This is a genomic window from Pseudomonas sp. GW823-FHT05G12, from assembly GCF_058795575.1.
The window spans coordinates 1,109,825-1,121,858 of record NZ_CM179501.1 but is presented as its reverse complement, the minus strand read 5'-3'; the positions used below and the strand labels follow the sequence as shown (position 1 = coordinate 1,121,858).

Annotated in this window: 13 protein-coding genes; 6 read left to right on the top strand and 7 right to left on the bottom strand. The window is 62.8% G+C overall.

Annotation, left to right across the window (positions count from 1 at the left end):
* Positions 1 to 105: 105 nt before the first annotated feature.
* From AC3RCM_RS05120 to AC3RCM_RS05110, 3 genes are all read right to left on the bottom strand, one after another.
* A complete protein-coding gene (locus tag AC3RCM_RS05120) occupies positions 106 to 1,467 on the bottom strand; it encodes an amino acid permease (protein ID WP_003255172.1) in 1,362 nt (453 codons plus the stop codon).
* A 56-nt stretch (positions 1,468 to 1,523) separates the two neighbouring features.
* A complete protein-coding gene (locus tag AC3RCM_RS05115) occupies positions 1,524 to 2,465 on the bottom strand; it encodes an AEC family transporter (protein ID WP_064492407.1) in 942 nt (313 codons plus the stop codon).
* A gap of 193 nt (positions 2,466 to 2,658) precedes the next feature.
* Complete coding sequence (locus AC3RCM_RS05110; protein ID WP_064492406.1) at positions 2,659 to 3,546, bottom strand: acyl-CoA dehydrogenase middle domain-containing protein; 888 nt, start codon at positions 3,544 to 3,546, stop codon at positions 2,659 to 2,661.
* 160 nt (positions 3,547 to 3,706) lie between these two features.
* Here AC3RCM_RS05110 and olsB point away from each other — a divergent pair, with 160 nt between their 5' ends.
* Both olsB and AC3RCM_RS05100 read left to right on the top strand, forming a co-directional pair.
* Positions 3,707 to 4,462 (top strand): L-ornithine N(alpha)-acyltransferase, encoded by a 756-nt coding sequence (gene olsB / locus AC3RCM_RS05105; RefSeq protein ID WP_003255175.1) that lies wholly within the window; start codon positions 3,707 to 3,709, stop codon positions 4,460 to 4,462.
* Positions 4,462 to 5,250, top strand: a complete 789-nt coding sequence (locus tag AC3RCM_RS05100) for a lysophospholipid acyltransferase family protein (protein ID WP_003255176.1) — start codon at positions 4,462 to 4,464, stop codon at positions 5,248 to 5,250. Before olsB ends, AC3RCM_RS05100 begins: the two co-directional genes overlap by 1 nt.
* Positions 5,251 to 5,362: 112 nt before the next feature.
* On the opposite strand, the gene AC3RCM_RS05095 is transcribed toward AC3RCM_RS05100, so the two are convergent.
* Positions 5,363 to 5,947: an acyl carrier protein phosphodiesterase gene (locus AC3RCM_RS05095; protein ID WP_064492404.1), complete on the bottom strand. Its 585-nt coding sequence runs from the start codon at positions 5,945 to 5,947 to the stop codon at positions 5,363 to 5,365.
* Between the two features lie 150 nt (positions 5,948 to 6,097).
* Here AC3RCM_RS05095 and AC3RCM_RS05090 point away from each other — a divergent pair, with 150 nt between their 5' ends.
* On the top strand, positions 6,098 to 6,400 hold the full coding sequence (locus tag AC3RCM_RS05090) for an ArsR/SmtB family transcription factor (RefSeq protein ID WP_003255178.1): 303 nt from the start codon (positions 6,098 to 6,100) through the stop codon (positions 6,398 to 6,400).
* Positions 6,401 to 6,417: 17 nt separating this feature from the next.
* The gene (locus AC3RCM_RS05085) at positions 6,418 to 7,467 is read left to right on the top strand and encodes an alkene reductase (RefSeq protein ID WP_010952123.1); all 1,050 of its coding nucleotides are present in this window, start codon (positions 6,418 to 6,420) and stop codon (positions 7,465 to 7,467) included.
* Between the two features lie 106 nt (positions 7,468 to 7,573).
* On the opposite strand, the gene AC3RCM_RS05080 is transcribed toward AC3RCM_RS05085, so the two are convergent.
* The 3 genes from AC3RCM_RS05080 to AC3RCM_RS05070 form a co-directional block, all read right to left on the bottom strand.
* Positions 7,574 to 8,443 carry a hypothetical protein gene (locus AC3RCM_RS05080; RefSeq protein ID WP_064492403.1) on the bottom strand — a complete coding sequence of 290 codons (870 nt, stop codon included), beginning with the start codon at positions 8,441 to 8,443 and terminating at the stop codon, positions 7,574 to 7,576.
* A 73-nt stretch (positions 8,444 to 8,516) separates the two neighbouring features.
* On the bottom strand, positions 8,517 to 9,509 hold the full coding sequence (locus tag AC3RCM_RS05075) for an NAD-dependent epimerase/dehydratase family protein (RefSeq protein WP_064492402.1): 993 nt from the start codon (positions 9,507 to 9,509) through the stop codon (positions 8,517 to 8,519).
* Positions 9,510 to 9,558: 49 nt separating this feature from the next.
* Complete coding sequence (locus tag AC3RCM_RS05070) at positions 9,559 to 10,449, bottom strand: LysR family transcriptional regulator ArgP (protein ID WP_003255184.1); 891 nt, start codon at positions 10,447 to 10,449, stop codon at positions 9,559 to 9,561.
* A gap of 101 nt (positions 10,450 to 10,550) precedes the next feature.
* On the opposite strand from AC3RCM_RS05070, the gene AC3RCM_RS05065 reads away from it, so the two are divergent.
* Both AC3RCM_RS05065 and AC3RCM_RS05060 read left to right on the top strand, forming a co-directional pair.
* Positions 10,551 to 11,150, top strand: coding sequence for a LysE/ArgO family amino acid transporter (locus AC3RCM_RS05065; protein ID WP_020191198.1), 600 nt, complete (start codon positions 10,551 to 10,553; stop codon positions 11,148 to 11,150).
* 266 nt (positions 11,151 to 11,416) lie between these two features.
* Positions 11,417 to 12,013 carry a superoxide dismutase gene (locus AC3RCM_RS05060; RefSeq protein ID WP_003255187.1) on the top strand — a complete coding sequence of 199 codons (597 nt, stop codon included), beginning with the start codon at positions 11,417 to 11,419 and terminating at the stop codon, positions 12,011 to 12,013.
* The last annotated feature ends 21 nt before the right edge of the window (positions 12,014 to 12,034 follow it).

Genomic DNA, 12,034 nt, shown 5'->3' with positions numbered 1-12,034 from the left:
ATGCCTTTAGGCTTTCATCGCCTGTGAGATCGAGCGCCGCACGGGCGGCGCTCGATCTCACAGGCACCGAAAACCTAACGGCATACCCCTTACGAACAAACCCGATCAGCCCTTGGCCTGGCGAGCCTTCTTCAGCTTGAAAGCCACCCACAGCACAGCGATCCATGCCGGGATCAGCATTACCGAGATGCGAATCGGCGGCGTCAGGTACATCACCACCAGGATCAGCACGATGAACGCCAGGCACAGGTAGTTGGTCAGCGGGTGCCCCAGGCTTTTGTAGAAGGGGGTGATCCCGGCGGCCAGCTTGGCCTTGCGGAATTTGAGGTGGGTAATGCTGATGCTCGCCCAGTTGATCACCAACGCGGACACTGCCAACGCCATCAGCAAGCCAAAGGCCCCGCCCGGCATCAGGTAATTGATCAGCACGCACAGGCCGGTCGCAAAGGCCGACACGGCCAGCGCGGTCAGCGGCACGCCGCTACGGCTCACCTTCAGCAACTGACGCGGCGCATCGCCCTGGCTGGCCAGGCCGAACAGCATACGGCTATTGGCGTACACACAGCTGTTGTACACCGAGAGCGCAGCCGTCAGCACCACGATATTGAGGATGGTCGCCACCAGGTCGCTGTCCAGTTCGTGGAAGATCATCACGAACGGGCTGCCGCCCTGCACCACCTTCTGCCAAGGGTACAGCGACAACAGCACTGCCAAGGCACCGATGTAGAAAATCAGGATACGGTACACCACCTGGTTGGTGGCCTTGGGGATGCTCTCGCGCGGGTTGTCAGCCTCGGCAGCCGTGATGCCGACCAACTCCAGCCCACCGAACGAGAACATGATCACCGCCAGGGCCATTACCAGACCCGTGACGCCGTTAGGGAAGAAGCCGCCGTACTGCCACAGGTTGGCCACGCTGGCATCCGGGCCACCATGACCGCTACCCAGCAACCAGGCACCAAAGCCGATCATGCTGACGATGGCTACCACCTTGACCAGGGCGAACCAGAACTCCATCTCGCCATAGACCTTTACCTGGGTCAGGTTGATCAGGTTGATCACCACGAAGAAAATCGCCGCCGTGGCCCAGGTGGGGAAGTCCGGCCACCAGTACTGCACGTAGATACCGACCGCCGTCAGCTCGGCCATGCCGACCAGCACGTACACCACCCAGTAATTCCAGCCTGAGACAAAGCCGGCAAACTCGCTCCAGTATTGGTGGGCGAAGTGGCTGAAGCTGCCGGCGACCGGCTCTTCCACCACCATTTCGCCCAGCTGGCGCATGATCAGGAAGGCCATCAGGCCGGCGATGGCGTAGCCCAGCAACACGGAGGGGCCGGCCAACTGGATGGTCTGGGCAATGCCCAGGAACAACCCGGTACCGATGGCCCCGCCCAGCGCGATCAGCTGGATATGGCGATTCTTCAGCCCGCGCTGTAACCGCTCGGGCGTGCTCTGGTCTTGCATGAAGTGTCCTTTAGCTCAGTGAGGCAGTGTTGTTGCTGTTATTTGCAGTCAAGGATCTAGATCCATCCGCCCCACTGCAAGATGAAAATACCAATGTTGGTGGTGATCGCCGCCATTAGCGTGGTAATCACGATGATCGACGCAGCCAGTTCATGATTGCCGTTGGCTGCCCGCGCCATCACGTAGCTGGCCGCAGCGGTCGGGCTGCCTATGTACAGGAACAGGATGCCCAGCTCCGCCCCGCGAAACCCGCACAACCAGGCCCCAAGGGTGCCGAGCAGCGGCAGCCAGAGCATTTTCACGAAGCTGGCATCGATGGCCAGCCGACCACAGTTACGCAGCGCTGCCAGCGACAGCGTGCCGCCGATACAGATCAGCGCCAGCGGCAGGGTCATCTGTGCCAGGTAGTCGCCCGAGGTCAGTAGCCAGTTGGGCAGCGGCACCTGGCCGTAAGCCATGGGCGCGGCCACCAGTACGCTGATGATCAGCGGGTTGCTGAAAATGCTCTTGCAGATGCTCCACGGATCGGACTTGAGGTCCGGGCTGTACACCGCCAGTACCACCGCTGACAGCGAGTTGTACATGAGGATGACCAGGCCTGCGAGTACCGCCCCCAGGGAAATGCCATAGTCACCGTACAGGCTGGCGGCCAGGGCCAGGCCGATCACACCGTTGTTGCCGCGGAAGGCGCCCTGGGTATAGATGCCCCGGTCGGCCATCGGGCTGCGCCAGATGGCCATGCCCCAGGCAATGGCGAAACCGACCAGGGTGGCGATGATGAAATACAGGATGACACCGGGCTTGACCGCTGCGGCCAGGTCGGCGTGGTAGATGCCGAGAAAGAGCAGCGCCGGCATGCAGACGTTGAATACCAGCTGCGAGGCGACGCGGTTGAAGTTGTCGTCGATCAAGTGAATGCGTTTGAGCAGGACGCCCATGAACAGCATGGCGAAAACCGGTGCCGTGATGTTCAGGGTCTGGATAAGAAGGGCGAGCATGCGCAAGCGATCCTGGAGGGGTTGCCGTCAGGCGGCCAATGATACGTCAACGGCTGGGATTTGCGGGGATCAAGCGCGATAAAAGGAAATGTCTTTCAGGTTTTCTGCTGCCAGTACCGGCCGCTTTGCACCTAACCCCGCCCCCACAGGTACCACGCCGTGATTCATCGGTTCACACAAACCTGTGAGCCATTCATGAAAAGCCCGCAGCAGCCCAGGCCTTGTTCAGCCGCTTCTCCCGCGCCGACGCCGCCAGTGCCATTACCCCGTGGTCACGCTGCCAGACTTGCGCCCACTGCACCGGCCCTGTCGCCAACGCCGCATCGATCTCCCCCCGCAAGGCCTGGAACTGCGCAAACAACCCGCCAAGCAACAAGTGACAACCCATGCTATCGGCACACTGGCGGCTACCCTCGGCGCAGCCGGCCAACAGCCCAAGCAACTGCAGGCGCAGCCCCTGCGGCCAGGCGCACTCCTGCCCAACGCCATACAACCAGGCGGTCAGCGCCGCGAGCACATACAAATCCTCCAGCGAACGGAACGGCTTCACGTAGGCATCCCAGCCGTCACCGGCCAGCAACTCGCACGATGCCTGCTCCAGCAGCAGCCGGGCGTGCCCGACTTCCGGCATCAGCGGCAGGGTCGGCAATGGCTCCAGTGTCACCCCCGGCTCCCCGGGATAGACCACCGCCAGGCTCAGTTGCGGCGCCGCGCCAGCCGCTTCGCTACGCGCCGCCACCAGCAACCACTCCGCCTCCAGGCCTGCGGTAACGAAGTCTTTGCAGCCCGACAGCCGCAGAGCGTCCAGCCGTGTGTGCATGTCTGCAGGCCGCACGCTGCGCCGCTCGGTGGCACACAAGGCGCCAAGGCTGTGCGGCGCACTGGGCCACAGCACGCGAAGGGCGGCCTGGTAACCCACCAGGAAGGCCAGGCCCGGGGTGGCCATTGCACACCCACCCAGTACCGCCAGTTCGAACGGGGCAACCGGGCCGAGGCGCTCAAGCAGCGCGGCGTAGGTTTCGCCCAGGGTGCCTGTCGGCGCGAGGCGAAGCGGATCGTTGAGTCGTTGCAACCAGGCCATGGAACAGCTCCTTGCTGGAGGGCTTTCAGTTAAGGCTCAGGGTGTGTCACGCAAGCATCACCAAACATTCACAGGGGTGACACTGGGTCTACCTAGGCTGACTTTGCACAACAAAGCCGACCGGCCGCAACCCTTCTTGGCTGGCTTATGGAGACTCGTAATGACTCGGATCGCTACCGCTGGCGACTACAGCACCGAACGCCGTCTGCAAGCCGAACGCCTGGTTGGCGCCGCGGCGTTGCAAGAAGCCCAGGCTCTGCGCTACACCGTATTCAGCGCAGAATTCAAGGCCAAGCTCAAAGGTGCCGAGCAGGGCCTGGACATGGACGACTACGACGTGCACTGCCGCCACATTGGTGTACGCGACCTGAGCACCGGCGAACTGGTTGCCACCACCCGCCTGCTCGATCACCAGGCCGCCAGTAGCCTGGGCCGTTTCTACAGCGAAGAAGAATTCAGCCTGCACGGCCTGTTGCAGCTGCAAGGCCCGATCCTCGAACTGGGCCGTACCTGCGTCGCCCCCGACTACCGCAACGGCGGTACCATCGCCGTGCTCTGGGGCGAACTGGCCGAGGTGCTCAACGAGGGCCGCTACAGCTATCTGATGGGCTGCGCCAGTATCCCCATGCAGGACGGCGGCGTGCAGGCCCATGCAGTGATGCAGCGCCTGCGTGAACGTTACCTGTGCACCGAACACCTGCGTGCCGAGCCGAAGAACCCACTGCCGAAACTGGCCCTGCCCAACAACGTCATTGCCGAAATGCCACCGCTGCTCAAGGCCTATATGCGCCTGGGCGCGAAGATTTGCGGCGAGCCATGCTGGGACGAAGACTTCCAGGTGGCAGACGTGTTCATCCTGCTCAAACGCGACGAGCTGTGCCCACGCTACGCCCGCCACTTCAAGGCGGCGGTCTGATGCCCAAGTTGCGGGTACTGGCCCGCCTCATCCGACTGCTGCTGGTGCTGGCGCAGGGCATGCTGATGGCCAGCATTATCGCCTTGGGCGAACGCTTGGGCTTCAAGGCGCCGATCGAACGGCGCCAGCGCTGGACTTGCCTGTTCATGAAGCGCCTGGTCGCTGCCCTGCCCTTCGACGTCAAGGTAGTCGGCGAACTTCCGCAGCGGCCGATGCTGTGGGTCAGCAACCATGTTTCCTGGACCGACATCCCCCTGCTTGGCATGCTCACGCCGCTGTCTTTCCTGTCCAAGGCCGAAGTGCGCCACTGGCCGGTGGCCGGCTGGCTGGCGGAAAAGGCCGGCACGCTGTTCATTCGCCGTGGTGGTGGCGACAGTCAGCGCCTGCGCGAACAGATCGCCGGGCAACTGGGGCTGGCTCGTCCGCTGTTGATCTTCCCCGAAGGCACCACTACCAGCGGCCGCACGTTGCGCACCTTTCATGGCCGCCTGCTTGCAGGTGCCATCGACCGTGGCGTGGCAGTGCAGCCAGTCGCTATCCAGTACCTGCGTGATGGCCAGATCGACCCGGTAGCGCCGTTCATTGGTGAGGACGACCTGGTGTCGCACCTGATGCGCCTGTTCGCCCTGCCGCGGGGCGAGGTGTGCATCCACCTCCTGCAGCCAATAGGTAGCGTGGGCAAGGAACGTGCGGTGCTGGCATTGCAGGCACAGCAGGCGATTCACCTGGCGCTGTTTGGGGTTGAAGACGTGGAGATGGCGCCACGTCGACAGGCGCGGGCTGCCTGAATGCGTGTACTGCCTGTTCTGGCCCTTTCGCGGGTGAACCCGCTCCTACACCGAGCGCATTGCCCGTAGGAGCGGGTTTACCCGCGAAGAGGCCAGTATCACCCACACACCTCTAACTGTCAGACATCCGCCCTACCGCCGCAAACGCCTGCAGTTGCGGGTAGAACTCGCGAAAATCCGCCAGCAGCGGCTCATACAGCCGCTCCAGCTCCACCATCACCCCGGCCATCCCCTCAGGCCGCGACAAGCGCCGGGCAATGCCGTTGAACACCTGCGCCAGCGTATCGAAGTCGCCATACGCCCCTAGCCAGTCATCCGCTGCCATGAACGGCGCAATCCGCGCCAGCCGCCCAGGCAGCTCAGGCTCTGCCAGCAATATTCGATAGAACGCGCCAGTGAACTGCTCCAGCGGCTGATCGGCGTAGTTGCCCCAGTGCCGTGCCAGGCAATGGTCGAAAAACACATCCAGAACGATGCCGGCAAAACGCCGCCGCTCGCGCGGAAAACGTGCCAGAGCCGCCAGCACCACTGGGTGCCGGTCAGTGTAACTGTCGATTTGCCGGTGCAGCCGGATGGCCGCCTCCAGCGCAGGCGGAAAGCGCCCTTCCAATGAGCCTTTGACAAAGTCGCCATACAGGCTGCCAAGCAGTTGTTGCGGCGCCGGGCCGCCCAGGTGCAAGTGTGCGAGGTAGTTCATGAGCGCAGTCTAGCATCGTCACCGAACATATCGTTATAACGCGATATATCGATTCGTGCTCAGCTCAGAACACGTTCGTATTTGTATATCGGAATTCAGCGAACTATATTTCGCCCCATCGCGATATACCGCTACAACGAGCCTCAAACCATGCCACTCGATCTCGACGAAATCATAAAAGCACTGGCCCACCCGGTCAGGCGAGAAATTCTCAGTTGGCTGAAAGACCCGGCAACCCAGTTCCCGGACCAGTACCACAGCACCGAAAACGGTGTGTGTGCCGGGCAAATCGACCAACGCTGCGGCCTGTCGCAGTCGACCGTCTCTGCCCACCTGGCCACGTTGCAGCGCGCCGGGCTGATCAGCAGCCAGAAGATTGGCCAATGGCACTTCTTCAAACGCGACGAAGCCACCATCCAGGCGTTCCTCGAACAACTGCGCCAAGCACTTTGACAAGGCAGGTAACCACAATGACCACGCTTTTCGATCCGATCAAACTGGGCGACCTGCAACTGCCCAACCGTATCATCATGGCCCCGCTCACCCGCTGCCGTGCCGATGAAGGCCGTGTGCCCAATGCGCTGATGGCCGAATACTACGTACAACGTGCCAGCGCCGGGCTGATCCTCAGCGAGGCGACTTCGGTCAGCCCCATGGGCGTCGGCTACCCAGATACCCCCGGCATCTGGAACGATGAACAGGTACGTGGCTGGAACAACGTGACAAAGGCCGTGCATGCTGCGGGCGGTCGCATTTTCCTGCAGCTGTGGCACGTGGGTCGTATCTCCCACCCCAGCTATCTGAATGGCGAACTGCCTGTGGCCCCCAGCGCGATCCAGCCCAAGGGCCATGTGAGCCTGGTGCGCCCACTGAGTGACTACCCTACCCCACGGGCGCTGGAAACCGAAGAAATCAACGACATCGTCGAGGCCTACCGCAGTGGCGCCGAAAATGCCAAGGCTGCCGGTTTCGATGGTGTGGAGATCCATGGCGCCAACGGTTACCTGCTCGACCAGTTCCTGCAAAGCAGCACCAACCAGCGCACCGACCGTTACGGTGGCTCGCTGGAAAACCGCGCGCGCCTGTTGCTGGAGGTGACCGATGCGGCCATTGAAGTGTGGGGCGCACAGCGCGTAGGTGTGCACCTGGCACCGCGTGCCGACGCCCACGACATGGGCGACGCCGACCGCGCCGAGACCTTCACCTATGTGGCCCGAGAGCTGGGCAAGCGCGGCATCGCCTTCATCTGCTCACGAGAACGGGAAGCCGACGACAGCATCGGGCCGCTGATCAAAGAGGCATTCGGTGGCCCGTACATCGTCAACGAGCGGTTCGACAAGGCCAGTGCCAATGCGGCCTTGGCCAGTGGCAAAGCGGATGCCGTGGCGTTTGGTGTGCCGTTCATCGCCAACCCCGACCTGCCGGCACGGCTGGCAGCGGATGCGCCGTTGAACGAGGCACATCCCGAAACCTTCTATGGCAAGGGGCCGGTGGGTTACATCGATTATCCGCGGTTGTGATTGAGGGCCATTCGCGGGCATGCCCACCACCGGTACAGCGACAGGCTTGAAAGCTGCGCTTGATCCTGTGGGAGCGGGCTTGCCCGCGAACAAGGCTCAGCTGATGTCACGGACGGGCGTTGATCTGTTGCTGCAGGTTCTGAATCTGGCTCTGCAGCGTATTCAGGTTACGCGTCATCTGCGCACGGAAGGCATCGAACTCCTGCACCGAAGCACCACCGGATGACGCCGCAGCCGGGCGGTTGTCGACCTGGCTCTTCAAAACCAGCATGTCCTGCTGCAGGCTCTGAATGTCAGCGCTCGGGTTGCCCTGTTTCTTCAAGGCCGCCACCTCGCTACCCAAACTCTTGAGCTGGCCGTCCAGCTGAGCGCCATCCACCTGTGAGGCCTTCAGCGCGGCAACCTGCTCGCTCAGGCTCTTCAACTGGGCATCCAGCTTGCCACCATCGACCTGGCCCGAACGCAGCGCCGCCAACTCGCCATTCACCAGCTTCAGTTGCGCCTGCAACTGGCTTTGCAGCTCGGTCACAGCCTTCTGCTGTTCTCGGGTATCGGCCAGCACCTGCTCCAGACGCTTGCCCAGGTCGCCGGTCTGCCCGGCAACACCCTGCTGCAACTGGCGCAGCTGTAGCTTCAATGCCTCGCTGCTGGTAGTGGCGCCAGACTCACTGGCCGCCACCTTGCCACTGATTGCCTGAAGGCGGCCAGCCGCCTCTTCACTGATGCGGGCAAAGCTTTCCTGGGTCGCCACCAGTTGCTGCTCCATCAGCGAGATCTGCTGGAAGCTCCACCAGCCCAGCCCCGCCAAGGCGATGAACGAGGCACCGAGCAATGCCCACAACGGCGCCGTGCTGGCCCCGCGGGCGGCTTTCTGGCGGCTGCGCATCACATGCGCCGGCATCAGTTCGTCATCATCAACGGTGCCCGCCCGCAAGGCAGGCACGTCATCAAAGTCATCGTGAGCATGGTTACGCATGGATACATTCAACCGCGGTAGTCACAAAGAGGCACGAGTATAAACCGCCAGCGCAGCGCATTGATGACCATTGTCAGCCGGGCGGCAAATGCTTCCACCAGCCGCAGAATTCATCCACCGCCGTCCACAGGCTGACCTTGGGCTGGTAGTCCAGGTACTGCCGGGCACGGCTGATATCCAGGGTGAAATCACGGCTCATCACCTGCATCCCCAGGCGCGACAAGGTCGGTTGCGGGCGCCCTGGCCATAACATGCAGGCCGCCTCGTTCAGCGCGGCCAGGCTGTAGGCAAGGCCATAGGAACGGTAGCGGGTCACCTGGGGAAGCTGCATCTGGCGCATCACGTAGTTGACCACGTCCCACAGCGGCAGTGGCTGGCCGTTGCTTATGTTGTAAGCCTGGCCCAGCGCCCGGTCATCAGCGAACAATGCACTTAGCAGCGCCTCGTTGAGGTTGTGCACACTGGTGAAATCGACCTTGTTCAGGCCGTTGCCGATGATCGCCACACGCCCTTTGCGCTGCATCTGCATCAGCCGCGGGAAGATACTGGCATCGCCCGCGCCGGTGACGAAGCGCGGGCGCAGCGCCAGCACTTCAAGGCCAAACTCCTGGGCGCCGAACACTTTCTGCTCGGCCAGGTACTTGGTTTGCCCATAGTGATCGTGGAAGCGACGCGGTACCTGGTCTTCACGGACGTCCAGACGCGAACGGCCATTGAAGTAGATCGACGGCGAAGACAGATGCACCAGGCGCCGTACGTGCTCTTTCAGGCAGCCCTCGACCACGTTCTCGGTCACCACCACGTTGCCTTGGTAGAAATCCTGATAGCGCCCCCAGTTACCCACTGCGCCAGCGCAGTGCACCACGGCTTCGACACCCTGGCACAAACGCCGGGCCAGCTCGGCGTCACCCAGGTCGCCCGGGATGAACTGTGCGCCACGCTTGACCAGATGCTCGACCCCTTCGGCACGGCGGCCGCTGACGCGCACGTCCAGGCCTTGCTCCAGGGCGAAACGCGCAAAGCGCCCGCCAATGAAGCCACTCGCGCCGGTGACCAGAATTCGCATGTAACACTCCGTCTTGCCAGATTTCAGATGCAACTGACGCCAGCCATGGCTACAAGGGCACCAGCCAATGCTGCGCGGTGTGCCGCAGGTGGTCGGTCAGTTGCGCGAGCAATTGCCCGCCATTGCGCCAATGATGCCAGTACAGCGGCACATCGATAGGGGTATCGCGGCAGATTTCCACCAATTGCCCACTGGCCAGTTGCTCCCGGGCCTGCAATTCGGGCACCAGGCCCCACCCCAACCCGGCCTCGGTCATGCGCAGGAAGCCTTCGGATGAAGGGCACAGGTGGTGCAGGAAACCACCCTCTATGCCCAGCGATGCCAGGTAGCGATGCTGCAGGAAATCGTCCGGCCCGTACACGATCGCTGGCGTACGGGCCAGGCGGCTGGCGACAAAACCTTGGGGGAAGTGCCGCGCCATGAACACGGGACTGGCCAATGCCCGGTAGCGCATGGCCCCCAGTGGCAAACTGCGTGCGCCGGCTACCGGCCGCTCACTCCCACACAGGCAGGCCGCCACTTCGCCGGCACGCATGCGTTTCAGGCCCACTTCCTGGTCCTCAACCACCAGGTCGGTCAGCACGTTCTGTTGTGCGCAGAAGTTGCCCACCGCGCCGGCCCACCAGGTGGCCAGGCTATCGGCGTTGAGGGCGATGCGCAGGCGCTCCGGCATGCCCTCTTCGTCCAGCGCCGGTACCTGGCGCTGCAGGTCGCGTTCGAGCAGGCGCACCTGCTGCACATGGTTGAGTAGCTGGCGGCCGACTTCGGTCGTGCCGGGCGGCGAGGCACGTACCAGCACCGGCTGGCCGACCCGCGCCTCAAGCAACTTGATGCGCTGGGAAATCGCCGATTGCGACAAGCCCAGCACCTGCGCCGCACGCTCGAAACCGCCTTGTTCGATCACTGCCGCGAGGGCAGCCAGCAGTTTGTAGTCGAACATCGATTTTCCTAATGGGTGATCAGCTTTATTTGTTTTTCTTATACAGCGCCGAACATCACAATGGCCAGCATCTTTCGTGACCCTTTTTGGAGAGCCCTGCCATGTGGCAAAGCTATCTCAATGGCATGCTGGTGGCCTTCGGTCTGATCATGGCCATTGGCGCCCAGAACGCCTTCGTCCTCGCCCAGAGCCTGCGCCGTGAGCATCACCTGCCGGTGGCAGCGCTGTGCATCATCTGTGACGCCATCCTCGTGGCCGCCGGGGTATTCGGCCTGGCTACCGTGCTGGCACACAACCCGACCTTGCTGGCGATTGCCCGCTGGGGCGGCGCAGTGTTCCTGATCTGGTACGGCGCCAAGGCGCTGCGCAGTGCCTGCTCCAAGCAGAGCCTGCAGCACCAGCAAGGCCAGGGCGTTCGCTCACGTCGCGCCGTACTGCTCAGCGCCCTGGCAGTGACCCTGCTGAACCCGCACGTGTACCTCGACACCGTGTTGCTGATCGGCTCGCTGGGCGCCCAGCAGTCCGCCCCTGGCGCCTACGTGGCCGGAGCGGCCAGCGCTTCGCTGCTGTGGTTCTCGACCCTGGCCATTGGCGCGGCGTGGCTGGCACCGTGGCTGGCGCGGCCGGCGACCTGGCGCATGCTCGACCTGATGGTGGCGGTGATGATGTTCGCGGTGGCGGCGCAATTGATCTTCAACTGACCTCGGGGCGCGGCATATTCATCAACGGCAAGATCGTGCAGCACGCGGTCTTGCAGGCAACACCCGCGCAACGCCGAGCCGCCGGTCGGCACAGCCCAGCCCCTGCGGAACCTCTATTCCCTATGTTTGTTGCGTGGTTATGCGCCGGGCCCGGTGCTATGATCCAGCCCTTGCGTCGCAAAGAGTACAGACTCGCCGACGCTTATCGGGCCGCCCGTGATCGGCCTTGCGCAAACCGCAAACAGACCTGAATCAGGAGATCCACCATGGCTTTTGAATTGCCGCCGCTGCCGTACGCCCATGACGCCCTGCAGCCGCACATCTCCAAGGAAACCCTGGAGTATCACCACGACAAGCACCACAACACCTACGTCGTGAACCTGAACAACCTGGTCCCAGGCACCGAATTCGAAGGCAAGACCCTGGAAGAGATCGTCAAGAGCTCTTCGGGCGGCATCTTCAACAACGCCGCTCAAGTCTGGAACCACACCTTCTACTGGAACTGCCTGTCGCCAAACGGCGGCGGCCAGCCTACCGGTGCACTGGCTGACGCCATCAACGCCGCTTTCGGTTCCTTCGACAAGTTCAAGGAAGAGTTCACCAAGACTTCGGTGGGCACCTTCGGTTCCGGCTGGGGCTGGCTGGTGAAGAAAGCTGACGGTTCCCTGGCCCTGGCCAGCACCATCGGCGCCGGCTGCCCACTGACCAGCGGCGACACCCCGCTGCTGACCTGCGACGTCTGGGAACACGCCTACTACATCGACTACCGCAACCTGCGTCCGAAGTACGTCGAGGCGTTCTGGAACCTGGTCAACTGGGCCTTCGTTGCCGAGCAGTTCGAAGGCAAGACCTTCAAGGCCTGAGTCCCTCAGCCTTGAGCAAGA